Origin of the sequence: Ochrobactrum sp. 19YEA23, from assembly GCF_029909865.1 — a bacterium.
GTDB lineage: Bacteria > Pseudomonadota > Alphaproteobacteria > Rhizobiales > Rhizobiaceae > Brucella > Brucella gambitense.
This window is the reverse complement of record NZ_JASAMQ010000012.1, coordinates 65,975-92,007: the sequence shown is the minus strand read 5'-3', so window position 1 is coordinate 92,007 and position 26,033 is coordinate 65,975. Positions and strand designations below refer to the sequence as shown.

The following is a 26,033-nucleotide window of genomic DNA, read 5'->3' as shown; positions in this document are numbered from 1 at the left end:
GCTTATATCAATGGAGGAGAAATATGAGCACGATTTCCAAACTAGCTGCCTGCACGATGCTTGCAGGCGCCGTCATGGCCGGGGCGGCCTTTGCCCAGGACAAGCCATCCATCGTGACGGTGGTGAAGGTCACAGGTGAAAACTGGTTCATTCGCATGAATGAAGGTGTCGATGCCTATGGCAAAGACAACCCCAATGTGAGCGCCAGCCAGATCGGCCCTGCAAAAGCCGATGCCGCTCAGCAGACCCGCATCATCGAAGACCTTGTAGCCAAGAACGTATCGGCAATTGCGGTCGTTCCAATGGACCCGTCGTCGCTTGAAGGCGTGCTGCGCCGTGCTTCCCAGCGCGGTATCAAGGTCATCACCCATGAAGGTGACAGCCTCAAGAATACGGATGTCGATATCGAAGCTTTCGATAACAAGGCTTTCGGTGCACGTATCAATGAAAAGCTTGCCGAGTGCATGGGCAAGTCCGGCAAGTGGACTTCGTTTGTGGGCTCTCTCGGCAGCCTGACCCATAACCAGTGGGTTGAAGCAGGCGCTGAAAACGCCAAGAAGTACCCGGATATGCAGCTTGTCGCTGAGAAGAATGAATCCTTCAACGACGCCAACCGCGCCTATGAAAAAGCCAAGGAAATCCTGCGCAAGTATCCGGATATCAAAGGCTTCCAAGGCTCGTCCGCCATTGACGTAATTGGTATCGGCCGTGCGGTGGAAGAAGCAGGGCTTCAGGACAAGACCTGCGTTTACGGGCTCGGTCTTCCAAAGGACACTGGTCCCTATCTGGAAAGCGGCGCGGTTGACCAGATCTTCTTCTGGGATCCGAAGGACGCAGGCTACGTCATGAACAAGGTCGCTGATCTCGTGCTCAAGGGAGAAGAGATCAAGGACGGCATCAATCTTGGCGTGCCGGGTTACGAGAAGATGACTGTGGTCAAGGGACCGGGTAAGGGCGTCATCATCCAGGGCCAGGCCTGGGTCGATGTCGACAAATCGAACTACAAGAACTTCCCGTTCTAATCGCGCATAAGCGCCAACGCTTGCTTCCGGGGCTGTGTTGCACCACCGCAGCCCCGGGAGAAATCGTCTTGAGAATTTCAGGAATTCGTCATGCACGTCACCATTGCCACCCCCCGTTCAGCGCCCCCTTTTCTTGAAGTCAGGCACGTCAAGAAGTCGTTTGGCGGTGTCAAAGCACTCAAAGAGATCAGCCTCGTTATAGAAGCGGGGCAGATCTATCATCTGATGGGTGAGAACGGCTGCGGCAAGAGCACGCTGATCAAGATATTATCGGGTGCCCAGCGCGCAGATGAAGGCCAGATGCTTATCGACGGTCAACCGACCGGCGAATGTGCTGGCGATCTTGGCGCGATCGGCGCATTGCGTGCGGGGATCGAAACTGTATACCAGGACTTGTCGCTGCTTCCCAATCTGTCGGTCGCCGAAAATGTCGCCTTTACCGAGCAGCTTGTCGAGGCGGGCGGACGACTTGCGCGCAGACTTAATGTGACGGCGCTTTATGAAACCGCACAGCGGGCTCTTGGCGAAGTGCATCTGCCGACTGATCGCACCTTTTTAACCCGCAGAACCGATACGTTGCCGCTTGCAACCCGTCAGTTGGTAGCGATTGCACGGGCTGTGGCCTCAGAGGCGCGGCTTGTTATCATGGATGAACCGACAACATCACTGACGCGTCAGGAAGTCGACAATCTGCTGCGTGTGGTTGAACGTCTTCGAAACAACGGCGTTGCGGTTCTTTTTGTCACCCACAAGCTCGATGAATGCAAATCGCTCGGTGGCAAGGCAATCATCATGCGCGACGGGTTGAAAGTAGCTGAACTCGATGTTGCAGGTCATAGCAAGGCGGAGTTCAGTCGCTGGATGACAGGGCGTGAGATCAGTGAAACACGCTATCGCACGGAACCGAAACTCGGCGAAACAATGCTGGAGCTTGAAAAGCTCGGGGATGAAGGAACGTTTCGCGATGTTTCATTCAGTTTGCGGAAAGGCGAAATCCTTGGCGTTACCGGGTTGCTCGATTCAGGCCGCAATGAATTGGCGCTGGCGCTTGCGGGCGTCAAACCATCGATTTCAGGCAAAATTTATCTGAACGGCAAAGAAATCGCGCCACAATCAACCGCTGAAGCTATCGAATATGGGATTGGCTATGTGCCCGAAGACCGCCTGATTGAAGGGCTGTTTCTGGAAAAGCCGATACAGGACAACATCACGCTTCCGATCCTTAATCGTTTAAAGAATGCGCTCGGCATTATCTCTTCGCGCAAGGCGCGCCTTGTGGCAGAAAAAAGCGTGGCCGATCTCCAGATTGTAGCCCCGGATGTGTCGATCCCCGTGCGGTCGCTTTCCGGCGGTAATCAACAGCGCGTTTTGATAGGTCGCTGGCTGACTATCAATCCACAATTGCTGATCTTGCATGGGCCAACTGTCGGCGTGGATGTTGGCTCGAAAGACACAATTTTCCGTATAATTCAACGTCTTGCCGATGATGGCATGGGCGTGATCATCATTTCCGATGACCTGCCGGAACTGCTGCAAAACTGCGACCGCATCATTGTTATGCGTCAGGGACGCATCGTTGCGACGCATAATGCGGACGGGCTTACAGAGGATGCGATCTATCAATCCATGGCCAGCACATCAGCAGTTGGGAACGCAAAGGAAGTTGTACAATGACCGAGATCGTATCGGCGACCACTTCCCAGACACAACCTCGAGGCTTTGCGACACGGCTGTGGGATTTGATGGGGCGCAGGCCGGAAATTTTCACGCTTCTTCTGACGGTCGCCACTTGCCTGATCGTGATAGCCGCAAATCCCGATTTTCTCCAAATGAGCAATATCGTCGATATCCTGCGCGCATCTGTTGTGCGCGGGCTGTTTGCGATGGGTGTTCTCGTAGTTCTGGCGTCCGGCGGCATTGATGTGTCATTCACTGCCATTGCTGCATTCGTCATGTATGCGCTGACGATGATCGTCACCAACTGGTTCCCCGAGATGCCGATGACGATCATTTTGATCCTCGCCGCCTTGGGTGGAGCGGCATTTGGGGCACTCAACGGCGTGATGGTGCAGAAACTTCAAGCTCCATCGCTGATCGTTACCATTGGCACCCAATATGTAATCCGTAGTTTTCTGCTGACTTTCGTTGGCACGGCCCTGTTCATGAATATTCCAGCGGCAATGGACGCCTTTGGAAAAGCTTCTCTTTTCACCCACCACGCATCAAACGGCGTGGTGTCGGTGCTACCCGCAACCGTGCTGGTTCTGTTGGTCGCGGCCGTAGCGACATGGTTTATCCTTGAACGCACGCTGATGGGTCGCGCTATCTTCGCCGTGGGTGGCAATCCATCCATTGCCGAGCGGCTCGGTATCAACCTTTTTCGTGTACGGGTATTCGTCTTTGCCTATGCCGGGCTGCTGGCAGGGATTGCTGGTGTCGTTCACGTATCGAGCAACCGGCTCGCTAATCCGTTCGATCTGGCGGGAATGGAACTGGAAATCATTGCTGCTGTGGTTTTGGGTGGCGCGCGTATCACTGGCGGCTCGGGTTCCGTCGTTGGGACGCTGCTCGGTGTGTTGCTGATAACACTCGTTAGCAATGTGCTGATCTTCGTTGGCATTCCCAGCACCTTGCAGCTGGCCGTGGTGGGGTTCTTCATTCTGCTCGCTGGTACGATCTTTGCGCTGCGCAATCGCGGCTAACTGTCTTCAAGCCAACCCTGTGCCGCCGGGCGGCGCTGGGTTGGCCTTGCGTTATTATCTGGGAGGGTTTTCATGTCTCATGATGTTTCTGTCGTTGGGCTCTACATTCTTGATGTCCTCGGACGACCGGTCGATGCCATTCCGCCCGGCGGCAATGTGGAGTTCATTGACGAAATCAGATTGACGGTCGCTGGTACTGCGGGGGGAACGGTTGTGGACCTCGCGAAGCTCGGTTTGAACTGTCTTGCCGTTGGCGCTGTGGGTGATGACGAAAAGGCAGACTTCGTCATTGCAACGCTCCAGCGCTTCGGTGTGGATACAACCGAAATGCAGCGCCTGAAAGGTGTGCCGACATCTTCGACCATTTTGAACATCCGGCGCAACGGAGACCGGCCTGCCTTGCACGCGCGCGGTGCATCCGATCATTTTGAAATTGCCGACAGCGCTCTCGATGCGGTTCTGGCACCGCCCATTGTTCATCTGGGGGGCACCGGCCTGCTGGCTAAACTCGATGGAGAGCCAAGCCGCAAACTGCTCGCTGAAGCCAAGGCTCGCGGACGGACCACCACTTTTGATCTGCTGGGCGCGAATGAAGGCACACTTGATCTTATTGCGCCTTTATTTCCCCATATCGATTATTTCATGCCCTCCATAGAAGAAGCACGTCAGATTTCCGGGACATCGGATGTTGAAGGGGCGGGCCGCTTTTTCCTCGACCGTGGTGTGAAACATTGCGTGTTCACGCTTGGCGGCGACGGCGTGTGCTTTATGGGTGCATCGGGTGAGACGCTGAGCCAGCCGGCATTCCAGATTGAAGTCGTCGATACCACGGGTTGCGGCGATGCTTTCGATGCCGGGTTTATCACCGCGCTTCATCGCAAGATGGACCTGAAAACAGCACTGAACTTCGCGCAGGCTTCGGCCGCTCTGGTGGCCACCGGACTTGGTTCGGATGCAGGCATTCGTTCGTTCGAAGAGACGCTGGCATTCATGAACAGTGCGCCGATCAAGCACTGATTCAAAACAGGCGAGCTGGGTAGCCAGCTCGCTTCATCTTCGTTCAACTGGCTAACAGCAATTCCGCAGCTTCGACATCGGTTACCAGATGGGTGGCGTAGCCGCCTGCAAGAACAGCGCGTATGGCTTCGACCTTCTGTTTGCCGCCCGCCACGCAAAGTCTGCTCGGCACGCTGCGCAGTTCATCCAGTTCAATGCCGATGACCCGTCGGTCGAGATCGCGCACGATCTGTTTGCCGTCCCGGTCGAGAAACCGGCAGATCAAAACGGCAACCGCGCCTTCTTTGGCATAGGCATCGATTTCCTCATCGCTGGTTACGTCAGCCACGCGCATTGTGCTCTCTGCCGCTAGTCCGCCGACGCCAAACACGATCATGTCTGACTGGGCGATCAGTTCAAACTGGCGCTGGAGAATGGGTTCGCCCATGAGCGCATCACGGAGTGCAGCAGTGCTGAGAACCGCAGGAGCAAGCATATTGATGCTTGTCGCGCCGATATTGCGTGCCAGGATCGATGTGCAAAGCTCTGCTGAGAATTCACGTTTGCCGATCGACGAGCCCGTCACCTGAACCACGGTCAGGCCTTCAACGGGACGCGGCAGCGAAATAGCATCGGCAATAGCCAGAACAGTGCGTCCCCAGGACACACAGATAGTCTCGCTGGGCGTGACCATCCGTTCGATCAGGCGAGCGCCGCCGGCGCCCAAAGCATTCAGCCGTTCTTGCGTGGTGACAGACTTGTCGGTTGGAATGACGAGCGCTTCTGCCAGCCCATATTTGGCGGCCAGTTTGCGAGCGATGTTGGTGCGGGTGAGGATTTCGGAATTCATGAGAATCCGCACCACACCTCTTTGCCGCGCTTCTTGCAGATAATTGACGATTGTCGCACGCGATACACCAACGATCTTGGCGATGTCGTTCTGGGTGAGCTGGTTTTCGTAGTAAAGCCAGGCGGCCCAGACGATGGCGTCGTCGAACTCGGCGGGGATGGCATGCGTCGTCGGCGTCAAATCGTCCGATGTCATACTCAATTCCTGACTTTGCCCTGTTAGTTGACTGATGTCGTCCCGACGTCTGCTGTGTGCCTGAGTTGCATAGAAAATGCTTTTAATCAACAAGATGCTTATTCGAGTTGACGAATGTCAGTCTATGGTGTCAATTGTATATGAAGTGAGGAGTAATCTCCAGAAGTCTTTGTTGCGTCGTGGAAAACCGTCGTTTTCCGTGGGTGCAACGGCGTGTCTTCAGCTGCAGGCTGCGGACCGACAGTTAGGAAAACAGCAGATGAAATCGACATGGTCTGAGGCGGAATTCGACACAATCGTCGGCGCATATGTGAAGGCGGGAGTGAATCGCGACATCGCTATCCGTACTTATACGACGCGGCTGCTCGGTTCGGAGCCGAATCTGGTTTTGCATGGCGGCGGCAATACCTCCGTCAAGACCGTCCTGACCGATCATGATGGTAGCCCGGTTGACGTGCTTTGCGTCAAAGGCAGCGGCTGGGATATGGGCAAGATCGAACCGGCGGGTCTGCCGGCGCTGCATCTGGAACCGTTGAAAGCGATGGTGAATTACGAGCGGCTTTCGGATGATGATATGGTCATGTTGCAGCGACGATTATTGCTCGATCCGGCTGCGCCCAATCCCTCTGTCGAAGCCATTCTTCATGCAATCTTGCCATTCAAGCACGTAGACCACACCCATGCCAATGCGATAGTCGCACTGACAAACCAGCCGCATGGCGAGGAAATCATCCGCGAAGCGTTTCCGGAAATGATCATCGTTCCCTATGTTATGCCAGGCTTCGACTTGTCGAAAGCCTGTCTCAAGGCGTTTACGGCGCAGCCGGACGCTCCCGGCATGATCTTGCTCAAACATGGTATTTTTACATGGTCCGAAGACCCACGCATTGCTTATGAAAATATGATTGCTGCCATCGACCGCGCCGAGAAGCGTATTGCGAAAGGCAATCCGCGTCCGTTCGGCAGCGCAAGCACAAAAAAGCCCGCTGCGGCTTTGGCCTCTGTTGCCGATATCGCACCGATACTGCGTGGCGCGATAGCTTTGCCTGGTGCGGGCGAGGGGCGTCCGCGTCGCTTTGTCATTGAGCATCGTTCCAACGATGACATTCTCGACTTCTGCGGAGCGTCCAATGTTGCCGATCTCGTGCGACGTGGGAATGCTACGCCGGAGCATGTCATTCATATCAAGCGGTATGGCATCGCCCTTCCTGGCCCGCACGCCGACGATGTCGACGGTTGGGCAAAGATGGTCAAGGACGCGGTGGCCGCTTATGCTGCCGACTACAAGGCCTATTTCGAGCGCAACAATGCCCGTGTTGGCGGCGGCAAGAAAATGCTCGACCCGATGCCGCGTGTTTTCTATGTCGAAGGTGTTGGTCTTTTCGCTGCCGGTTCAACGCAGAAATCCGCGCGTATCTGTGCTGACGTCGCGGAAGCGACGATTGAGGTCATTCGCGGCGCAGAAGGTATCGACCGGTTCGAGGCTCTCTCGGAAGAAGACCTTTTTGATATTGAATACTGGTCATTGGAGCAAGCCAAGCTCGCCAAGCAGACAGAAAAGCCGCTCACCCGGCAGGTGGCCGTTGTAACGGGCGGTGCAGGCGGCCTCGGTCTCGCAGTCGCGGAACTTCTCAAAAGTCAGGGCGCGGAAATAGCGCTGATCGATGTCGATGCGGATCGTGTTTGCGCAGAAGCGAAACGATTGGGCGGTCTCGCTGTTGCCTGCGATCTCACTGACGCCGACGCTGCCGAAATGGCGATCTCGCGTGTTGTGGAAGCCTTGGGCGGCGTCGATATTCTGGTTTCCAATGCAGGGGCAGCGTTTCAGGGCGCGTTGACTGCAGTGGATGACGGGCTGTTCAAGGCGGCCTTCGATCTCAATTTCTGGAGCCATCATTATATTGCGCGTGCCGCAGTCAAGGTGATGCAGCGTCAGGGCACCGGAGGTTCCATCGTCTTCAATGTGAGCAAGCAGGCCGTCAATCCAGGCCCTGATTTTGGACCTTACGGAACGTCGAAAGCGGCGCTCATGGCGCTGATGCGGCAATATTCTCTGGAACATGCGAGCGACGGCATAACGGTTAATGCAATCAATCCGGACCGGATCAGGACAGGGCTGATGACGGATGCCATGGTGGAAGAGCGTGCTCGTGCGCGTGGTGTCACACCGGAAGTTTACATGCGGGGCAATCTGCTCAATCGTGAGGTCACAGGCGAAGACGTTGCGGAGGCTGTGCTGCATCTGGTGCAAGTGCGCACGTCAACGGGTGCTGTGATGACGGTAGACGGAGGAAATGTGGCCGCGATGATGCGCTGATCTGCTTTATAACATAGTTTGGCCCGGATTCACCAAAATGGTGCCGGGCCGAGAATATGTAATATTTACAAAGGGATGATAAAAAGACCGAAAATCACGAAATAAAAAAGTTGCACACAAAATAACATTTAAATCGTTATAATGTTATAAGCGACGTTGTTAATATCTCAGGATGATGTTAGTGGGCTGATGCCTGCTGACCTTTCTTACGAATACGCGTGCTGCAGGCAAAAAATCAGTGCTTGGCAAGGAGGTTGCCGCCATGAATTTCGCCTCGCCCGTATCCGACATGCTGCAACTGGCAAACTGCATCCGTGCGCTTTCAATAGACGCCGTTGACGCAGCGAATTCAGGCCATCCAGGCATGCCGCTCGGTATGGCCGATGCCGCGGCGGTCCTGTTCTCGAAGCATATGAAATTCGATGCGGCCAATCCCAACTGGGCTGATCGCGACCGTTTCGTGTTGTCGAACGGTCATGGTTCGATGCTGCTTTACAGCGCACTCTACCTCACCGGTTACGCGGGTGTGACGATTGAGGAATTGAAGAACTTCCGTCAGTGGGGTTCAAAAACCGCTGGCCATCCCGAATATGGGCACACGCCCGGCGTTGAGTTGACCACCGGACCTTTGGGTCAGGGACTGGCGAGTTCCGTTGGTATGGCGATTGCTGAACGCGCACTGGCTGACCAGTTCGGCAAAGACGTTGTCGATCACCGTACCTATGTCTTTTGTGGCGATGGTTGCCTGATGGAAGGCGTCGGGCAAGAAGCGATCTCGCTTGCCGGTCACCTGCGGCTGGGCAAGCTGATCCTGCTCTATGATGACAATGGCATCACCATAGACGGCAGCACTGACATTGCATTTACCGACGATATTCCGGCCAAGTTCAAGGCATGCGGCTGGAATGTCGAAAAGGTCGATGGTCACGATCATGATGCTATCGATGCAGCGTTGACCCGCGCCAAGGCGCAGTCGAAACGTCCGACGCTCATCGCGCTCAAAACGGTTATCGGTTACGGCTCTCCGAACCGTGCGGGAACCAGCGGTGTTCACGGTGCGCCGTTGGGATCTGCCGAAAATGCGGCGACCAAAGCGGCGCTCGGTTGGGCTGCCGAAGCCTTTGAAATTCCGGCTCCCTTGCTTGATCAATGGCGTGCGGCCGGTTCGCGCGGTGCTGCCGAGCGGGAAACCTGGCAAAAACGCGTCGATGCGTTGCCGGAAGCCCAGCGTGCCGAATTCAATCGCCGTATGGCTGGCATTTTGCCGGAAGGCTTTGAACAGGCTGTCAGCGACGCCAAGCAGCGCCTGATCGACAAGCCGCAGAATGTTGCAACCCGCAAGGCAAGCCAGATTGCACTGGAAAGCCTGACGGCAGCGCTGCCAGAAATGATCGGCGGTTCCGCCGACCTGACGCATTCCAATCTGACCCGCGTCCCCGCTGTCGACAGCGATTTCACGCCGGAAAAGAGCGGTCGTTATGTGAGTTATGGTGTGCGCGAATTCGCGATGGGTGCAGCGATGAACGGCTTAGCCGTGCATGGCGGTTTCATCCCTTATGGCGGCACTTTCATGGTGTTTTCGGATTATGCGCGCAATGCCATCCGTCTTTCAGCGCTGATGGGCGTTCGCGTCATCCATGTTTTGACGCATGATTCCATCGGTCTTGGCGAAGATGGCCCAACCCATCAGCCGGTCGAGCATCTGGCAAGCTTGCGCGCCATGCCCAACCTTCATGTCTTCCGTCCTGCGGATACGATTGAAACCCTTGAGTGCTGGGCGATTGCCGTTTCCGATCCGCATATCCCTTCTGCATTGGCGCTTTCGCGTCAAAATGTACCGCAATTGCGCACTGACAATGGTGAAAATCTCTCTGCACGGGGCGCTTACGTGCTGCGCGACGCACAGGGTGAACGTCAGATCACGTTGTTGGCGACGGGCACTGAAGTGTCGCTGGCAGTAAAAGCTGCCGAGACACTTGGTGCACAGGGCATCCCGACAGCCGTCGTTTCGATGCCGAGCTGGGATCTGTTTGAGAAACAGAGCAAGACCTATCGTGATGGCGTTCTTGGCGCCGCGCCGCGCATTGCAATCGAGGCCGCCGGTAAGTTTGGCTGGACGCGTTATGTCGACAGCGAAGACGATGTGATTGGCATGAACGGCTTCGGGGCTTCTGCACCTGCCGAAGTGCTTTATGAAAAATTCGGTATCACCGTCGATGGCGTTGTCGCGCGGGCAAAGTTTCTTCTGGAGCAAGGTGAATGACTATGGCCAGCAATTTCGCGCCACTCGTTCTGGCGGGTGATAGTGACCGCGTTGAGACTGAAACCGTCGCAGACTATCTCGATGGTTGGGCAGGACAGGATGCCATGCGTCTTGCAACCGCCAATGCTATCAAAGCCATTCTGGCGGGGTCAAGCAGGCTTGCCGGGCGCGTCGCACGCGGTTCGCTGCCCGGCGATCCGGGTAAGCTCGTCGGCGTTAACAGCGATCAGGATCAACAGAAGAGCATCGATGTCGGCTCGCATAATCTGTTCGTCGATTTGCTGATCGCCGCTGGCGCGGCATCCGTCCTGTCCGAAGAAGCCGATTTGCCGGTTGCCGGTAAGGCAGACGGTCTGATTGCCGTTGCAATCGATCCACTGGACGGCTCCGGCAATGTTGGTCTGGGAGCGCCGCTCGGTACGATCTTCTCGTTCTTTCCAGCCGATACGGCGGAACCGTTCCTTCAGCCGGGCAATCGGCAGATTGCTGCCGGTTACGTGTCTTACGGCAATTCCGTTGATCTGTGTTTTTCGGTTGGCGATGGCGTTGTTTTCGCCACCTTCGATCCCGCAAGCAGCACATTCCAGATCACGCGTCGCAATGTGACCTTGCCCGACCGCACATCGGATCTGGCCTTCAATGCATCCGTTCAGCGGCATCTGTCGGCTGGCATGCAGGCCTATGTGAACGATGCATTCCTTGGCAAAGACGGTCCGCGCGGGCGCAATTTCAATATGCGCTGGCTCGGCGCTGCCGTTGGCGACATGCATCGCATCATGCAGCGCGGTGGCCTCTTCTTTTATGTCGATGACCGCCGCCCCGGTTACGAAAAGGGCCGTCTGAGGCTCGTTTACGAAGCAAATCCGATTGCTTTCCTTTGCCGGGAAGCAGGCGGGAAGGCGACAAACGGTTCAACCCCCATCCTCGATATTGTGCCGCAGGCCTATCACGAACGCAGCGCGCTTGTGTTTGGCGTGGCGGAAGAAGTCGATGTTTTGGGTGAATATTACGCGCGTGAGCGCATCTGACTAAGACTGGTAGGGAGACTGATAAATGGCACGCATCACACTGCGGCAATTGCTCGATCACGCAGCTGAAAAAGGCTACGGCGTACCGGCATTCAACATCAACAATATGGAGCAGGCTCTGGCGATCATGGAAGCGGCTAACGCCGTTGATGCGCCGGTTATTCTGCAGGCATCGCGCGGCGCGCGTTCTTATGCCCATGATATTATGCTCCGCCACATGATGGATGCAGTGACGGAGATCTATCCGCATATTCCCGTTTGCGTGCATCTGGATCATGGCAACGAAGCTGCAACCTGCATGACGGCTATCCAGGCCGGTTTCACCTCTGTCATGATGGATGGCTCGCTCAAGGCTGACGGCAAGACGCCCGCCGATTGGGACTATAATGTTTCGGTCACGCGCCGTGTCAGCGAGATGTCGCATCTTGGCGGCATTTCTGTCGAAGGTGAATTGGGTGTTCTGGGTTCGCTCGAAACCGGCATGGGTGATGCGGAAGACGGTCATGGTGCAGAAGGTGTGCTTTCGCACGACCAGCTTCTGACCGATCCGGATGAAGCGGTGAAGTTTGTCCGTGAAACCAAGGTCGATGCATTGGCGATTGCCATGGGCACGTCACATGGCGCCTACAAGTTCAGCCGCAAGCCGGACGGCTCGGTTCTTGCCATGCATGTGATCGAAGAAATTCATCGTAAGCTGCCGAACACGCATCTTGTCATGCACGGTTCGTCATCGGTGCCGGAAGATCTTCAGGAAATCATCAACAAGTTCGGCGGACAGATGAAGCCGACCTGGGGTGTGCCAGTTGAAGAAATTCAACGCGGGATCAAGCATGGTGTGCGCAAGATCAATATCGATACGGATAATCGCATGGCAATGACCGGTCAGATCCGCCGCATCCTGCAGGAAGATCCAAGCGAATTCGATCCGCGCAAATATCTGAAGCCTGCGATGGCGGCGATGACCAAGCTTTGCAAGGACCGTTTCGAGCAGTTCGGCACGGCTGGCCATGCATCGTCCATCCGTCCGATCCCGCTTGCCGATATGGCAAAGCGTTATCTCGATGGATCGCTCGATCCAAAGTTCAATTAAGCACCCAGCTTTTTGTAAAAATAAAAGCGGACGGGAAACCGTCCGCTTTCTCAATTTTAGAGCTGCGCCATTCCGAAATGTGCGTAACGTTTCGAGCACCAGCTCTAAGCGGCAAAATCAGCCCTTGTTGTACTTGGCGTCGACGTCGTTGATGGCGTTGACGTTTCCAGCCGAGCGACCGTTTTCGTCGAACGTCTGGGCGAGGAAAGCATCAGCGATGGTCTTGGCGACTTCCGGGCCGATAACGCGCGCACCCATGGTGATGATCTGGGCGTTGTTCGACAAGGCGGCGCGTTCGGCAGAGTAGGTGTCGTGTGTCAGTGCGGCGCGAATGCCTGGAACCTTGTTGGCCGCGATGCAGACGCCGATGCCGGTACCACAGACGAGAATGGCGCGGTCATAGGTGCCATCCAGAACGGCGGATGCGACGCGGTCGGAAAGATTGGCGTAGAATGCGTCGGCGCCAGCATCGGTGCGCGAGACTTCGGAAACCTCGAAACGGTCCTTGAGATGGTCGGCCAGAACCTTGGCCAGACCTTCGCCGGCGCTGTCTCCTGCTACTGCAACTTTCATGATTTCACTCCTTAACCTGTCTGAACTTTTAATTTTCTTGAATTTTTGCCGCGCATTTCGCGAGAATATCGAGGTAACCTTCGACGTTCCACGCGGAGCGTCCGATAAACAGGCCGTCAATATGCGGGCAAGCGATCAGTTCCTCGCAGTTGCCGGGATTGACCGAGCCACCATAAAGGCAAGGAACGCGGCGACCGAGAATACCTTTAGCGACAGCGATAATTTCTGCCTGCCGGGCATCAGCATAATCCGCGGACGCGGGAATACCGTTTTCGCCGATGGCCCAAACGGGCTCGTAAGCGAACAGGATGACGGACTGCTTCTGCTCGTCGGACAATTTGGAAAGCGCACCACGTACTTCCTCTGCGAGGACCTCCGCAGCCCGACCGCTTTCACGGTCTTCCAGTGTCTCACCGATGCAGATCAACGGGATCAGCTCGTGGCGCACCGCAGCTTCAACCTTAAGGCCCACAGTCTCGTTGGTTTCGCCGAAATGTGCGCGACGTTCGGAGTGACCAAGCTCTACGATGTCAAGATTGCAGTCTTTGAGCATCACAGGTGAGATTTCACCGGTCCATGCGCCCTTGTCAGCCCAGTGCATGTTCTGTGCGCCTACCTTCACCGATGTGTCGGACAGAATTTCCTTCACTTCGCGCACCGCGGTGAAGGGCGGAATGATGAAACGCTGAATATCGGCGGACCGGTCGCCGTCGGCTGCCTTCAGCGCATCGGCAAACTGCCGCGCTTCCGCCAGCGTCTTGTTCATTTTCCAGCTCGTTCCAACCCAAAATCTGGCCATGCCAAAATGCTCTTTCTTAGTCTGCTATTGTCAGTTTGATCCCAGCCTGATCCAACTCGGCCATAATCTCGCGGCCGGGCGATGTATCGGTGATGATCGCATCGAAGTCGCCAAGATCGGCCATGACATGCAAGGCGGGACGCCCGAAGCGCTGGTGGTTGACCAGAAGACAGGTGCGTGTCGCCGAAGCGGTCATTGCACGTTTTGTGCGCACGACATTCTCGTCCATGTGATAGACGAGCCTGCCATTGACGGCGGGCGTTGAAATAAAGGCGATATCGGCGCTCAGATGCGACAGGGCTTCTTCCGTCAGAAGGCCGAAAAAAGCGTTGAACTTGGTTGAGAAAACCCCACCGAGAGCAATGAGATTGATCCCGCTTTCGCCTTTAAGCGTATCGATGATGACCGCATTGTTTGTGATGACGGTCAAGGGGCGCTTCTCGGGGAAAAGGCCGCCGAGTACCGCAGCCGTCGAACCGTCATTGATCATGACGGTCATACCCGGTTCAATCAGTTCCAGTGCTGCCCTTGCCATCTGGAGCTTGGCTTCATTGTCCTGCCGCTCGCGAAATCGAAAATCGCTTTCGAACTGCGAGCCAGCGTCCATTGTCGCTCCGCCGCGGACCTTGCGTAATACGCCGGATTCTTCCAACGAATCCAGATCGCGGTGGATGGTCATTTTGGAGACGGCAAAGCGATCAGCCAGATCGTCAAGATCGACTGCCTGATTTTCAATCAGCAAGTTTATGATCGCTTGTCTTCTATCGTCGCGCTTCACGCCTGTGTCCGATTTGTCTCGCGGAGCATTCATGCAGAGGCATAAATCACAAAATCACAAAAAAATCTACAAAGAATGTGATTTTGTGACGTTTTCACGTTTTCTATTCTACGAGGGCTCTCGCAGTGCGTTCGTCGGTAATAAGGCCGTAAAGACGCCCGCTTTTCAGAACAGCCCGAATGGCTTCGGCTTTGGATAAGCCACCCGCCAGGGCTATAATGCGGCTCATATCTGCGTTTTCAACCGACGCAGCGATTGTGCGCGCCGTCAGGCCGGTTTCAAGGCGCGTGCCGTCGGTATCAAAGAAATGTCCAAGCATTTCGCCAACGCCGCCCAGATAAGCGATCTCTTCGACCTCGGCGAGTTCGATCATGCCTGTTGTTACGAGTTGGGCTTGGGAATCGACTGTGCCAATGCCGACGACTTTTAACTCTGCACGGCATCCCATATCGAAAACTGCCGTGACGCCACGTTGAGCGAGAAGAACTTCGCGGTCTTCGGCTGTATTGGCAAAGAAGGGCACCGGCATCACATAAGCTGGCATGCCTGTTTTTTCCGCGATGCGATGCATAACGTCGTGGGGATTGGCGGCAAAATTTCGCGTGAGGCCGCCTAGAAGCGAAACGAAGCGCAAGTCGTTTGCCGCAACCCGCGGCATATAATTGACTGCAGCCGACAAGGTACGTCCATGGCCGATGCCGATTACTTCATGGTCACCATGTTCGATCTCACGGCGAAGGAAATCCGCGCCAGCATGACCAAGAGCGGTAAGAGGCAGTCCTTCTTCCCCGATATCGGGTACGACTTCGCAATAATCGAGATCATAGCGATCCGCGAGACGGTTCTCGAGATCGATGCATTCGATAATGTCCCCATCGATAGTGACTTTAACCGCCCCGTCCGCGACAGCCTTGGCGATGAGACGGTGGGCCTTCACCGATGGCACGCCAAGGCGCTTGGCAACTGCAGACTGCGTCATGCCCGCAACAAAATGAAGCCAGGCGGCACGAAGGGCGAGGGAGTCGTCTTGATCTGCCATTTCGAGCCTTCCGGCTCCTTTCGGACGTTGAGCGCGCTCTGCTCCAATGGCGTCAGAACCGCACTCTAAGGTTTTTCACTTGAAGCATAATCCTCTCAATATGCGCAATGCGGCGATCGGATCATGCCTGTATCTATATCTTCAAATCCCTGACGCCTGTGTCAATGTGCGGGGCCCAGAAAGCCACACTTTCCGCGATCTGTGGAATGACTTCCCGATCGTTTGGTTCGCGTTCCTTGAACGAGAGTTCAAGGCAGATTTCATTGTCAACGGCACCGCCCTCGGCAAAGGCCTTTAGCAAGGGTTCCGGCTGAATGCGACCCTTGGCGTTGAAGGCTGCCGTGAAAGGCCGATGACCGCCCTTGTCCATAAGGCTCTGCTTGATATGAATGATCGGCGAAACCTTGGGCACGGCGCGGGCCCAGGCATAGGGGTCGAAGTCGTCTGGGTTGGCTGACGTGACGTCGCCGTGATCGATATCGGCCATCATCCACATCGGGATCGTCATGTCGGTAGCCGTCAGGCGGTCTTGAAGCTTCATGCATGCGGCGATGGTTTCGCCGAACTCGCGACCGATGCTCATTGGTTCCCAGAAAACATATTCCAGACCGGCGTTGGCCGCATGGTCGGCTACCTCTGCCCAGCAATCGATTGCGATGCTTATCAGGTCTTCACGACGCGCGGGATCGTCAAAGTCCTTATATGTAAAGATCGCAAACTGCGTGCCAACGGATTTGCCACCAAGATCGCCGATGATGTCAGCAAAGGTTTTGAACCAATCGACATAGTAGCGGCGAACCTCCCGGTCCGGGTGGCCGAAATGATTGAGGCGACCATAGGGGCCCGTCATGCCTGATGTCACGCGCACACCAGTTCGCTCTAAGGCTTTGTCCATATCGCGCGTCAAACGGCGGATCGTGGAGGCCTGCCAGCTGGGGTTGATGAACTCGTGTGTCAGCTGAAGATCGCGCAGGCGCAGATCACGGGCGACAGTTTCAACCAGATCATCAGGCTCGGCAAAGCGATTGACCAGCGGGTTGGTATTCAAAGAAAGCGTAAGGGCCATGTCGTCCTCAGGCGGCAATATGGGTGTTTTCGAACCACTGCGTGAAAGCGGCGCGTTCGGCTTCGGTCAGGTGCAGATAATGCTTGGTGCGGCGGTAGAGAATATCGTTTGACGTCCTTGCCCACTCCTTGGAGACCAGATAGCGAACTTCCACCTCATAGAGGTTCGCACCGAAATGGCGACCGAGGCCTGAAAGTTCTGTCGCACCAGCGACGACATCCTTGGTCCGTGCGCCATAGAGGCGACCGTAATGATGCACCAGCTGGCGTGGCATCCAGGGATAATTGTTGCGCAGACTATTGGCGAAGGTCTCGTAATCGGCATTGGGGATCTCACCGCCGGGAAGCGGAGCGCCTCTTGTCCAGTCACCGCCCATGTTAGGGAAGATATGCTTCAAACGGTGCATGCCCCGTTCGGCCAATTCGCGGAATGTCGTGATTTTGCCGCCGAACACATTCAATAGAGGCGCGTCATTGGTCTCATCCAGATCGAAGACATAATCGCGTGTAACAGCGGAAGGATTACCCTTACCGTCATCAAACAAGGGGCGCACCCCGGAGAACGCGTGCAACACGTCTTCGCGGCGCAGCTTCTCCTTGAAATAGCGATTGACCGCAGCAAGCAGATAATCGATTTCCTTTTCATCCGCGGCAACATCTTCCGCACGACCCTCATAGCCAATGTCCGTAGTCCCGATCAGCGCTTTGTCGCCTTCATAAGGGTTGATGAAGATCACACGCTTGTCGTGGTTCTGGACGAGATACGCATTCGAACCAGCCCAGAATTTGGGCACGATGATATGACTGCCCTTGACCAGACGAACATTACGGCTGGAGTTCGAGCCAGCCACATTGTGGATAACATCCGTTACCCAAGGGCCTGCGCAATTGACGATACAGCGGGCGCGGAAGCTACGGACTTCGGCGTTGTCACGATTGCGGGTCTCGACGATCCATCCACCCTTTTCGCGCCGCGCCGACACAACCGGTGTGCGGGTGAGGATGGTCGCTCCTTTTTCAGCGGCGCCCAGCGCATTGAGTGTTACAAGACGAGCGTCATCGACCCAGCAGTCTGAATATTCGAAGCCCTTGGTATATTGGTCGAGGATCGGTGTGCCTTCCGGGTCGCGCTTGAGGTCGAGCGTGCGGGTGCCGGGAAGTTTTTTGCGGCCGCCGAGATGATCGTAGAGAAACAGACCCAGCCGCACCAGCCATGCGGGGCGATCCTGCGGACTGTGAGGCAAAACGAAACGCATCGGCCAGATGATGTGCGGTGCCGCATTGAGTAGCACCTCGCGTTCAATCAAGGCCTCTCGAACGAGGCGAAACTCGTAATATTCGAGATAGCGCAAGCCGCCATGGACAAGCTTGCCCGAACGCGACGAAGTGCCTTCCGCCAGATCGTCTTTCTCGGCCAGAACGACCTTGAGACCACGCCCGGCAGCATCGCGCGCCACACCCGCGCCATTGATGCCGCCGCCGATCACAAACAGATCGCAAGTTTCCGTCTCAGCCATTGCATGCTCCTTCGGGTGCCGATGTTTCGGCACATCTCATAATGTCGTCTCGGGCAATCCGCCCGGCCTTACCTGTCGGCCGCCAATTTGTCCCAGACTGGCGCGAGCGCCAGCCGAGATTCCCGATAGGCGAGGTAAAGCTCTTCATAATGCTGCGCGCGTGGGGCGTCTGGCGCCTCGGGGGCTCCAAGCAGAGGTTCCACCCATTCAGCGATACAATCATCCATGGTCGGATAAGCACCAATAGCAACGGCGGCCATCATCGCCGCACCGGCAGCACCTGCCTCTTCGCGGGAGGAAACGCGCACTGGCGCATTGACGGAAGCGCTAAGCGTGCTGCGCAACGCGCGGGACCGGGCTGCGCCCCCTGTAATGCGCAGTTCTGCTGGCATGTCGCCCATGGCGGCGTAGCAATCGCGCGTCGCCATACCGAGCCCTTCGACCACAGACCTGACCATTTCGGGGAAGCGATCACGGCTGGAAAGACCTATGAAGCTTGCACGCGCATCGGCATTAACGAAGGGTCCGCGCTCGCCGGCCTCAGAAATATAGGGGTGATAGAGGATTGCGCCTGGGCGGCTTGCGTTGAACCATTCATCGAGACGCGGAATAAGGTCGTTCAATGAAACGGGCTTGTCCGGCGTGGACATGAGGTCGGCGGCCACCTGCAATATCCAGTCGATATTGATCGTGGCTCCCATATTGGTCTGAACCTGCGTCACGATCCCGGGGATCGGCAATGCGATGACATAGCCGGTGCCTTCCCGGTTTAGGTGAATATCGGCGACAGGCTTTGCGCGCATATGTACGCCCGTCGAGCCGATGGTGGAGCAGCCAGCGTCGGTGCTACCACCGCGAACACCAGCACCCAGGGCGGTCATGGCCATGTCGACGTAGCCCAGGCTGACTGGCGTTCCAGCAAGCAAGCCGGTTGCCGCCGCAGCCTCATCACTCAGCGGATGCATAATCTGTGTGCCATCGATGATTTCAGGCAGAAGCTGACGCCGTTTTTGCAGCCCCAGGGTTTCTATGACGACGTCATCATATTGGCGGTTGCGGAAATTGCCGAAAGTGAAGCTTGCTTCCGATGGGTCGGTCGCACGAATGCCGGTAAGGTTCAGGTAGAGCCAATCTTTGCAATGAAGCGCGACCTCGGTCTGATCGAGCAGTTCCGGCGCAACACTGTCCATATGCGCCATTTGCGAGCCCTGTTGGCAGGTATTGAGCCCTGTGCCTGTCGCTTCGAAGCGAGCGCGGTTCATGGGGCCTGCGGCAAGTCGGGTAACAGTCGTGGCGGCGCGCGCATCGAGCCAGAGCCATGCATCGGTCACTGGTCGATTGTTCTTGCCGACAAGCCATGTGCCATCGCCCTGGCCGGTGACAGCGATCGCCGCTGCTCTTTCACGCAATTCCGGAACTTTTTCTGCAAGGCCGAGCAAAGCGCTGGTGCAGTCTTTCCAGGTTTGTGACAGGGACTGGGTTACCGCGCCGTGATCACCCGTCTCGTATTTGTTGCGAACGGCTGCGGCTTCAATCTGGCGTCCGGTAAAATCAAACGCGACTGCCTTGAGAACGGACGTGCCAGCGTCGATCCCGATTATGAGATCACCTTTATCACGCATGACGGCTACACGCTTTTAACGACATCTGGATTCCTCCCACGACTGAAATACGTCGCTCGCAGTCCTGTTTTTAACCAAATCGGACATTTGCGTATAATGGAGATAACATAACGACTCTGCAATGTCTGTAAAATTTTTTTACGACAGTTTTTTTTTACAAATCTTGGTGAGCGTGGATAAAATCCCTGTGGGATAAGATGCGGATTTCGAACTTAGTATACGAGTGGCATATTTTTTATCATTCGCCATATACGGTCTATCATATTGTTAATTATACAAAAAATAACTGAAGAATTTGAGCGTGACGTGCTTAGGACTCCAGTCAGCTGCAATGGTGATGATCCAAAAAAAAGAGGATCGGCGCGGGGTTTTCCCCTACTGTATCGGACTGGATTCACGCGAAATTGCGGTATTCCACGGCAGGGTTTAAAACATCTCATTGACAGCTATCTATGTTTATAACATCATTACTGGAGTTAATAACACGTCGCTATCATAATGCATGTGGCGATACCTGTTTCCAGAAGGCGCGGAGGAGCGGAGCCCTGGGACCTGTGGAGGATCTTCATGATCTTGGACCCGGCCCTTTGCGGCGCACGGAACGGGGCTTTGCCTGTTTCAATGTGATGGCCGGATATGAGCCATTTGCGAGTAGGGGCTGAAATGTGGCTGCGCGGCACGCTCCGTCACGACAATCTGGCAGAAATTGCTGAAGGCGTTTGATAATGAGTGCACAGACTAATCAAGTTTCAAAAGGTTCTGCCAAGCAAAGCCGCGCCATTCTTTGGAGCGTGATTGCGGCCGTTGTCGTTATTGGCGCGATTGGGTTCGACACCAAAGTCGTCAAGATCGGTTCCGATTCCGATGTGCGTCAGCAGGTATTCTCGCCGGAGGCATATGGCGCTTCGGAGTTCCCTAAGGTGAAGTCGAGCATTGTTGAACGGGCTGCTGATGCGGTCGAAGTCGCAACTGCGCTGGTCGCAGACAAGGCCGCCGCAGGCAAAAAATACGGCGTCGGCAGTGTCAATCCCGTCATCCCTGTGAAGTTCACTGGTGTCGTTGAGGAACGTAAGTCGAACTATAACGTGATCAAGGTCGATGGCATGCCTGAGGGCGTGGCAATCCGCGTTCAGACCGGGCCTGCCGTCAACGGCACGGATCTGCGCGATGCGACCGGCACAGTCGAGTTTGGCCAGTTCAAGAACCAGATCGAATTTCAAAACGCCGGTTCTGCGCTCAACAATGAAATGAAGAAGCAGGTTCTACAGGGTGTGGATGCTGATAGTCTCACTGGCAAGACCGTTTCGGTAACCGGCGTATTCAAGCTCGTCAATCCAAAGAACTGGCTCGTGACGCCGGTGGAGCTTGCAGTAAAATGAGTTCCACCGAAACTATGGAAAGCTCCAAGATCGAAGGTAAGAACGGCGATGTCGTTCTGGCGGCGCACAATGTGGCCAAATCCTATGGTCGCATCCATGCGCTCAAAGGCGTTAACTTCGAAATTCGTCGCGGTCAGGTCACCACGCTTTTTGGCGAGAACGGTGCAGGCAAGTCGACTCTGATGAAAGTACTGTCTGGGGTCATTCAACCAACATCGGGTACAATTGTGCTGGATGGTGAACCGGTGACATTCAGCTCTTCTACCGAAGCGCGTGATCGCGGCATCTCGATCATCCATCAGGAACTGAGCCTCGCACCGAACATGAATGTGCGCGACAATATCTTCATGGGTCGCGAAATCCGCACTCCGACCGGTGTCAATTTCTCTGAGGAAGAGCGCCTGACGCGCGAACTCATGAAGGAACTGGAAGAGGATATTGATCCGCTGACGCCGGTTGAAGAATTGCGACTCGGCCAGCAACAGATTGTGGAAATCGCTCGCGCTCTTTCGGTCAATTCCCGCATTCTCATCATGGATGAACCAACATCCGCATTGAGCGCGTCGGAAGTCGAGGTGCTATTCAAGGTCATCCGCGATCTGACGTCGCGCGGCGTCGCAATCGTCTATATCTCTCACCATCTCGAAGAAGCGCTTCAGATCACCAATCATGCTGTCGTGCTACGCGATGGCACGATGACGGCCTATGCGCCTCGCAGTGAAATCAATCTGGAATGGATCGTTCGCAATATGGTGGGCGAGAATTTCGATCTTGGCTCGCCTCCGACCGGCTATGAATGGGGTGATGTCGCTCTTTCCATCGAGAACCTGACGGTTCCCGATCCGGCAGGCGCGGATTTCGCGCTGGTCGACCGGCTGTCCCTCAATGTGCGTGCTGGTGAAATCATATGCATTTACGGGCTGATGGGCGCTGGTCGTACCGAACTTCTGGAAACGGTTGCTGGTCGACTGAAGGCAAGCAGCGGCCGGATTGTCCTCAAGGGCAATGACGTTTCAGGCCTCACTATTGCCCAGCGCATCGAAAAGGGATTGGTTCTCGTTCCGGAGGACCGCCAGCGCGACGGTCTCGTCCAGACGATGACGGTCGGAAAGAACCTGTCTCTGGCCAGCATCGCCGAGATTACCAAGGGCCTCTTCACGTCCCGAAAGAGCGAGAAGAACATCATCGATCAGTCGATCAGGAACGTTCATATCAAGACCGATGGCGGTGACGCGGCGATTGGATCGCTGTCCGGCGGCAATCAGCAGAAAGTCGTGATCGGCAAGATGCTGGCGACCGAGCCAGAGGTGATCCTGCTGGATGAACCGAGCCGGGGCATTGATATCGGCGCGAAGGCCGAGGTGTTCAAGCTGTTGGCCGAGAAAGCCAAGCAGGGACTGGCGGTTGTCTACACCACCTCCGAAGTTGGCGAATGCCTGAGTATCGCGCACCGCATCATCGTTATGCACCGAGGGCGCATCTCAGCCGAATTCGGTTCGGATGTTTCCAAGGAAAAGATCATGGCAGCCTCGGGCGAATCCATGGTCGGTCACTGAGAAATTCCTGCATGTCTCCCGACGCCTTCGGCTTTTTAAGTGGGGCATGCGCAAGTCAAAAGTTCGAGCACCTGATCTGATTTTACCAGATCGCTGAATGCTTTAGTTATGGAGCACTGATAGAATGTCAGTCACGAGCACAAAAGACAAAGCGGCAACCCCGGGCGGGGCAAAGCGGAAAACCAGTATCGTGCATCTGCTGCTCGAAGGTCGTGCGTTTTTTGCCCTGATCGCAATCATCGCTGCTTTTTCGTTCCTGTCGCCCTATTATTTCACAGTCGACAATTTCCTCATCATGTCTTCGCATGTTGCCATTTTCGGGTTGCTGGCGATCGGCATGTTGCTGGTGATCCTGAATGGCGGCATCGATCTCTCCGTTGGCTCCACATTGGGACTTGCGGGTGTGGTTGCCGGTTTTCTTATGCAGGGCGTGACGCTGCAGGAATTTGGCATCATTTTGTATTTCCCGGTCTGGGCCGTGGTGATCCTCACCTGTGCACTGGGTGCATTTGTGGGCGCTGTTAACGGCGTGCTGATTGCCTATCTGCGGGTTCCAGCCTTTGTGGCGACGCTCGGCGTGCTCTATTGCGCGCGTGGTGTTGCTTTGTTGATGACCAACGGTCTGACCTACAACAATCTTGGTGGCCGTCCTGAACTCGGGAACACCGGCTTTGAGTGGCTCGGTTTCAACACGCTTTTCGGTGTTCCGATCGGTGTCTTGGTTCTGGCTGTTCTCGCAATCATCTGCGCCATCGTTCTCAACCGCACAGCGTTCGGTCGCTGGCTCTATGCTTCGGGCGGGAACGAGCGGGCTGCTGAGCTTTCGGGCGTACCCGTCAAGCGGGTCAAGATTTCCGTTTACGTCATTTCAGGTATCTGCGCCGCAATTGCCGGTCTCGTTTTGTCGTCGCAGCTTACATCGGCCGGTCCGACCGCGGGAACGACCTATGAACTAACGGCAATCGCAGCGGTTGTTATCGGTGGCGCAGCTTTGACAGGCGGACGCGGCACCATTCAAGGTACGCTGTTGGGAGCCTTCGTGATCGGCTTCCTATCCGACGGTCTGGTGATCATCGGTGTATCCTCCTACTGGCAGACGGTCTTTACCGGCGCGGTGATTGTGCTCGCGGTTCTGCTCAACAGCATTCAATACTCCCGACGATAGGAACAGGACCCGGTCCAATCTTGGATGGGTCGTAATCCGAGGGCGTATCGAAAGATTTCCAAGACGGCGATCAACCTCAAAAGCCTCGCCCACTGGAAATGATACCCGCCGGGCAACCGGCACAACACAAACAATAAATGTTACGGGAGTGAGACATGTTTAAGAAGGGTATGCGCGTTCTGTTTGCCGCAGCAGCGGCACTGCCGCTTATCGCCAGCGCAGCTTGGGCTGAAGGTCTGATGACGATTATCGTCAACGATCCTTCCAACCCCTACTGGTACACCGAAGGTGAAATCGCCAAGAAGACGGCTGAAGGCATGGGCTATTCGGCTGTCGTTGGCGGTCACAAGGGCGACACGAACACCGAAAGCAATCTGATCGACACCGCGATCACCAATAAGTCGGTTGCGATCATTCTTGATCCGGCCAATGCTGACGGCTCGGTTGGCGCGGTCAAGCGCGCTGTCGCAGCAGGCATTCCGGTGTTCCTCGTCAACGCTGAAATCAATCAGGAAGGCCTCGCCAAGGCGCAGCTCGTTTCCAACAATGCTCAGGGCGCTGCAATCGGCGCAACCCAGTGGGTTGAAAGCGTTGGCGACAAGGGCAAATATGTCGAGCTGTTCGGCGCGCCGTCGGATAACAATGCCGCAACGCGCTCCAATGGCTACGAAACTGTCCTGTCGCAGTACCCGGATCTGGTGAAGGCCGGCAAGGATGTGGCCAACTGGAACCGCACACAGGGGCACGACAAGATGCAGGCCCTGTTGCAGGCCAATCCCGGCATTATCGGCGTGATTTCCGGCAACGACGAAATGGCTCTTGGCGCGATTGCTGCCCTGAAGAAGGCTGGCAAGCTGGAGCAGGTCAAGGTCGGCGGCTTCGATGGTTCGCCAGATGCTGTTGCAGCAATCAAGGCCGGTGAACTTCAATACACCGTACTGCAGCCGGTTGCCATTTTCTCGGAAGCTGCCGTCAAGCAGGCTGATAGCTTTATTAAGACCGGCAAGACAGGCGTCGATCAGGAGAAGCAGCTTTTTGATTGCTTCCTGATCACCAAGGATAATGTCAACAAGTACACGGCTCCGTTCGTTCTCGAGCAGTAAGAGCTAAGACCGGAGCGTCGGCTTCTAACCGGCGCTCCGAATATCGTTCCCCTTTTTATCTGGCGCAGAGCGTCGGAACCTGTCAGTGAAAACGATAATATTGCAGGGAACGGATAGCAGGCATGACGGTGAACAACAAAGCAAGCATAGACAATCTGATGACGGATCAAGTGCCAAATGACAGTCGGCATGCACGTCAGCTGGTGCGTCGCCAGCAGATTGCCGAGACTGTTATGGCCGAAGGTTCTATGCGGATCGAAGACTTGACCGAGCGTTTCGGCATCAGCCTGATGACCGCTCACCGCGACGTCGACGAACTCGTGAGCCGGGGTCTTTTTCGCAAGACGCGCGGCGTCGTTTCCGCAGCACCCACCAGCTTGATCGAAGCGAGTGATCTTTATCGGGTTTCAAGGCAGTCGGAAGAAAAGAAACAGATCGCTGAAGCGGCGATGCAGTTTGTCGAGCCGGGACAAGCCATCTTTCTGGATAACTCGACCACCGTTTTGCAAATGGTGCCGCATCTTCAGGCCAAGACGCCTTTGACCATCATTACCAATTCGCTGATCCTGATGAATGAGGTTCGCGATATGCAGGACATCACGCTGATCGGTCTGGGTGGGCAGCTTTATAACTGGTGCAACGCCTTTGTCGGCGGCATGACGATCCATGAAATCCGGCGTCTGCGTGCAGACGTAGCGTTCATCTCGATTGCTGCAATCACCGACGATCTGCTGTTCCATCAATCGACCGAGATGGTTGAAACCAAGCGAGCTATGCGCGAATGCGCAGCAAAAAGTGTCCTTCTGGCCGATCATACAAAATTCGAACGGCGCGCCCTGCACAATTTCGGTGCGTTGAACGATTTCGATGTCGTCATCGTCGATGAAGATACGCCCGAGACGCATATTGAACGGATGCAGTCACAGGATATCAATGTCGTGGTCGCCCGTTCAACTGGCCAGAGAGAATAATCC

General features: G+C 55.6%; 21 protein-coding genes. 13 read left to right on the top strand and 8 right to left on the bottom strand.

The annotated features are described in order from the left end of the window. The first annotated feature begins 23 nt into the window (after positions 1 to 23). The 4 genes from QBD01_RS22755 (at position 24) to QBD01_RS22740 (ending at position 4,741) form a co-directional block, all read left to right on the top strand. Positions 24 to 1,022: an autoinducer 2 ABC transporter substrate-binding protein gene (locus tag QBD01_RS22755; RefSeq protein ID WP_280994648.1), complete on the top strand. Its 999-nt coding sequence runs from the start codon at positions 24 to 26 to the stop codon at positions 1,020 to 1,022. Positions 1,023 to 1,112: 90 nt separating this feature from the next. Continuing rightward, positions 1,113 to 2,696 (top strand): sugar ABC transporter ATP-binding protein, encoded by a 1,584-nt coding sequence (locus tag QBD01_RS22750; protein ID WP_280994647.1) that lies wholly within the window; start codon positions 1,113 to 1,115, stop codon positions 2,694 to 2,696. Continuing rightward, positions 2,693 to 3,724, top strand: coding sequence for an ABC transporter permease (locus QBD01_RS22745; protein ID WP_280994646.1), 1,032 nt, complete (start codon positions 2,693 to 2,695; stop codon positions 3,722 to 3,724). Before QBD01_RS22750 ends, QBD01_RS22745 begins: the two co-directional genes overlap by 4 nt. Before the next feature lie 72 nt (positions 3,725 to 3,796). Beyond that, the gene (locus QBD01_RS22740; RefSeq protein ID WP_280994645.1) at positions 3,797 to 4,741 is read left to right on the top strand and encodes a sugar kinase; all 945 of its coding nucleotides are present in this window, start codon (positions 3,797 to 3,799) and stop codon (positions 4,739 to 4,741) included. Between the two features lie 43 nt (positions 4,742 to 4,784). On the opposite strand, the gene QBD01_RS22735 is transcribed toward QBD01_RS22740, so the two are convergent. Further along, a complete protein-coding gene (locus tag QBD01_RS22735; RefSeq protein WP_280994644.1) occupies positions 4,785 to 5,765 on the bottom strand; it encodes a sugar-binding transcriptional regulator in 981 nt (326 codons plus the stop codon). Between the two features lie 259 nt (positions 5,766 to 6,024). On the opposite strand from QBD01_RS22735, the gene QBD01_RS22730 reads away from it, so the two are divergent. The 4 genes from QBD01_RS22730 to fba all read left to right on the top strand — a co-directional run bounded on the left by QBD01_RS22730 (position 6,025) and on the right by fba (position 12,463). Then, positions 6,025 to 8,082 (top strand): bifunctional aldolase/short-chain dehydrogenase, encoded by a 2,058-nt coding sequence (locus QBD01_RS22730; RefSeq protein WP_182522496.1) that lies wholly within the window; start codon positions 6,025 to 6,027, stop codon positions 8,080 to 8,082. 262 nt (positions 8,083 to 8,344) lie between these two features. Further along, the gene (gene tkt / locus QBD01_RS22725; protein WP_280994643.1) at positions 8,345 to 10,345 is read left to right on the top strand and encodes a transketolase; all 2,001 of its coding nucleotides are present in this window, start codon (positions 8,345 to 8,347) and stop codon (positions 10,343 to 10,345) included. Next, positions 10,342 to 11,373 carry a class 1 fructose-bisphosphatase gene (locus QBD01_RS22720; protein ID WP_280994642.1) on the top strand — a complete coding sequence of 344 codons (1,032 nt, stop codon included), beginning with the start codon at positions 10,342 to 10,344 and terminating at the stop codon, positions 11,371 to 11,373. The genes tkt and QBD01_RS22720 overlap by 4 nt, the downstream gene beginning before the upstream one ends. 25 nt (positions 11,374 to 11,398) lie before the next feature. Continuing rightward, the gene (gene fba / locus QBD01_RS22715; RefSeq protein WP_280994641.1) at positions 11,399 to 12,463 is read left to right on the top strand and encodes a class II fructose-bisphosphate aldolase; all 1,065 of its coding nucleotides are present in this window, start codon (positions 11,399 to 11,401) and stop codon (positions 12,461 to 12,463) included. A 117-nt stretch (positions 12,464 to 12,580) separates the two neighbouring features. On the opposite strand, the gene QBD01_RS22710 is transcribed toward fba, so the two are convergent. The 7 genes from QBD01_RS22710 to QBD01_RS22680 all read right to left on the bottom strand — a co-directional run bounded on the left by QBD01_RS22710 (position 12,581) and on the right by QBD01_RS22680 (position 19,856). Next, entirely contained in the window at positions 12,581 to 13,036 is a 456-nt protein-coding gene (locus QBD01_RS22710; protein WP_280994640.1) for an RpiB/LacA/LacB family sugar-phosphate isomerase, read from the bottom strand. A gap of 28 nt (positions 13,037 to 13,064) precedes the next feature. Next, positions 13,065 to 13,835 carry a triose-phosphate isomerase gene (locus QBD01_RS22705; protein ID WP_280994639.1) on the bottom strand — a complete coding sequence of 257 codons (771 nt, stop codon included), beginning with the start codon at positions 13,833 to 13,835 and terminating at the stop codon, positions 13,065 to 13,067. A gap of 16 nt (positions 13,836 to 13,851) precedes the next feature. After that, entirely contained in the window at positions 13,852 to 14,613 is a 762-nt protein-coding gene (locus QBD01_RS22700; protein ID WP_182522502.1) for a DeoR/GlpR family DNA-binding transcription regulator, read from the bottom strand. 103 nt (positions 14,614 to 14,716) lie between these two features. Next, on the bottom strand, positions 14,717 to 15,652 hold the full coding sequence (locus tag QBD01_RS22695; RefSeq protein ID WP_280994638.1) for a sugar-binding transcriptional regulator: 936 nt from the start codon (positions 15,650 to 15,652) through the stop codon (positions 14,717 to 14,719). Positions 15,653 to 15,785: 133 nt separating this feature from the next. After that, entirely contained in the window at positions 15,786 to 16,718 is a 933-nt protein-coding gene (locus QBD01_RS22690) for a TIM barrel protein (protein ID WP_182522504.1), read from the bottom strand. Positions 16,719 to 16,725: 7 nt separating this feature from the next. Continuing rightward, on the bottom strand, positions 16,726 to 18,234 hold the full coding sequence (locus QBD01_RS22685; RefSeq protein ID WP_280994637.1) for a glycerol-3-phosphate dehydrogenase: 1,509 nt from the start codon (positions 18,232 to 18,234) through the stop codon (positions 16,726 to 16,728). A 68-nt stretch (positions 18,235 to 18,302) separates the two neighbouring features. Next, positions 18,303 to 19,856: an FGGY-family carbohydrate kinase gene (locus QBD01_RS22680; RefSeq protein WP_280994636.1), complete on the bottom strand. Its 1,554-nt coding sequence runs from the start codon at positions 19,854 to 19,856 to the stop codon at positions 18,303 to 18,305. 725 nt (positions 19,857 to 20,581) lie between these two features. On the opposite strand from QBD01_RS22680, the gene QBD01_RS22675 reads away from it, so the two are divergent. The 5 genes from QBD01_RS22675 (at position 20,582) to QBD01_RS22655 (ending at position 26,030) form a co-directional block, all read left to right on the top strand. Then, positions 20,582 to 21,235, top strand: coding sequence for a DUF2291 domain-containing protein (locus tag QBD01_RS22675; RefSeq protein ID WP_280994635.1), 654 nt, complete (start codon positions 20,582 to 20,584; stop codon positions 21,233 to 21,235). 14 nt (positions 21,236 to 21,249) lie between these two features. After that, positions 21,250 to 22,791, top strand: coding sequence for a sugar ABC transporter ATP-binding protein (locus QBD01_RS22670; protein WP_280994657.1), 1,542 nt, complete (start codon positions 21,250 to 21,252; stop codon positions 22,789 to 22,791). Between the two features lie 124 nt (positions 22,792 to 22,915). Further along, positions 22,916 to 23,956, top strand: a complete 1,041-nt coding sequence (locus QBD01_RS22665; RefSeq protein WP_182522508.1) for an ABC transporter permease — start codon at positions 22,916 to 22,918, stop codon at positions 23,954 to 23,956. 155 nt (positions 23,957 to 24,111) lie between these two features. Then, entirely contained in the window at positions 24,112 to 25,059 is a 948-nt protein-coding gene (locus tag QBD01_RS22660) for a D-ribose ABC transporter substrate-binding protein (protein ID WP_280994634.1), read from the top strand. Positions 25,060 to 25,181: 122 nt separating this feature from the next. Next, on the top strand, positions 25,182 to 26,030 hold the full coding sequence (locus QBD01_RS22655) for a DeoR/GlpR family DNA-binding transcription regulator (RefSeq protein ID WP_280994633.1): 849 nt from the start codon (positions 25,182 to 25,184) through the stop codon (positions 26,028 to 26,030). Positions 26,031 to 26,033 lie beyond the last annotated feature (3 nt).

What these genes read in the sequence shown, in the direction of transcription:
- QBD01_RS22755 (WP_280994648.1), top strand. Translation starts at nt 24, where the DNA reads ATGAGCACGATTTCCAAACTAGCTGCCTGCACGATGCTTGCAGGCGCC.
- QBD01_RS22750 (WP_280994647.1), top strand. Translation starts at nt 1,113, where the DNA reads ATGCACGTCACCATTGCCACCCCCCGTTCAGCGCCCCCTTTTCTTGAA.
- QBD01_RS22745 (WP_280994646.1), top strand. Translation starts at nt 2,693, where the DNA reads ATGACCGAGATCGTATCGGCGACCACTTCCCAGACACAACCTCGAGGC.
- QBD01_RS22740 (WP_280994645.1), top strand. Translation starts at nt 3,797, where the DNA reads ATGTCTCATGATGTTTCTGTCGTTGGGCTCTACATTCTTGATGTCCTC.
- QBD01_RS22735 (WP_280994644.1), bottom strand. Translation starts at nt 5,765, where the DNA reads ATGACATCGGACGATTTGACGCCGACGACGCATGCCATCCCCGCCGAG.
- QBD01_RS22730 (WP_182522496.1), top strand. Translation starts at nt 6,025, where the DNA reads ATGAAATCGACATGGTCTGAGGCGGAATTCGACACAATCGTCGGCGCA.
- tkt (WP_280994643.1), top strand. Translation starts at nt 8,345, where the DNA reads ATGAATTTCGCCTCGCCCGTATCCGACATGCTGCAACTGGCAAACTGC.
- QBD01_RS22720 (WP_280994642.1), top strand. Translation starts at nt 10,342, where the DNA reads ATGACTATGGCCAGCAATTTCGCGCCACTCGTTCTGGCGGGTGATAGT.
- fba (WP_280994641.1), top strand. Translation starts at nt 11,399, where the DNA reads ATGGCACGCATCACACTGCGGCAATTGCTCGATCACGCAGCTGAAAAA.
- QBD01_RS22710 (WP_280994640.1), bottom strand. Translation starts at nt 13,036, where the DNA reads ATGAAAGTTGCAGTAGCAGGAGACAGCGCCGGCGAAGGTCTGGCCAAG.
- QBD01_RS22705 (WP_280994639.1), bottom strand. Translation starts at nt 13,835, where the DNA reads ATGGCCAGATTTTGGGTTGGAACGAGCTGGAAAATGAACAAGACGCTG.
- QBD01_RS22695 (WP_280994638.1), bottom strand. Translation starts at nt 15,652, where the DNA reads ATGGCAGATCAAGACGACTCCCTCGCCCTTCGTGCCGCCTGGCTTCAT.
- QBD01_RS22690 (WP_182522504.1), bottom strand. Translation starts at nt 16,718, where the DNA reads ATGGCCCTTACGCTTTCTTTGAATACCAACCCGCTGGTCAATCGCTTT.
- QBD01_RS22685 (WP_280994637.1), bottom strand. Translation starts at nt 18,234, where the DNA reads ATGGCTGAGACGGAAACTTGCGATCTGTTTGTGATCGGCGGCGGCATC.
- QBD01_RS22680 (WP_280994636.1), bottom strand. Translation starts at nt 19,856, where the DNA reads ATGCGTGATAAAGGTGATCTCATAATCGGGATCGACGCTGGCACGTCC.
- QBD01_RS22675 (WP_280994635.1), top strand. Translation starts at nt 20,582, where the DNA reads ATGAGTGCACAGACTAATCAAGTTTCAAAAGGTTCTGCCAAGCAAAGC.
- QBD01_RS22670 (WP_280994657.1), top strand. Translation starts at nt 21,250, where the DNA reads ATGGAAAGCTCCAAGATCGAAGGTAAGAACGGCGATGTCGTTCTGGCG.
- QBD01_RS22665 (WP_182522508.1), top strand. Translation starts at nt 22,916, where the DNA reads ATGTCAGTCACGAGCACAAAAGACAAAGCGGCAACCCCGGGCGGGGCA.
- QBD01_RS22660 (WP_280994634.1), top strand. Translation starts at nt 24,112, where the DNA reads ATGTTTAAGAAGGGTATGCGCGTTCTGTTTGCCGCAGCAGCGGCACTG.
- QBD01_RS22655 (WP_280994633.1), top strand. Translation starts at nt 25,182, where the DNA reads ATGACGGTGAACAACAAAGCAAGCATAGACAATCTGATGACGGATCAA.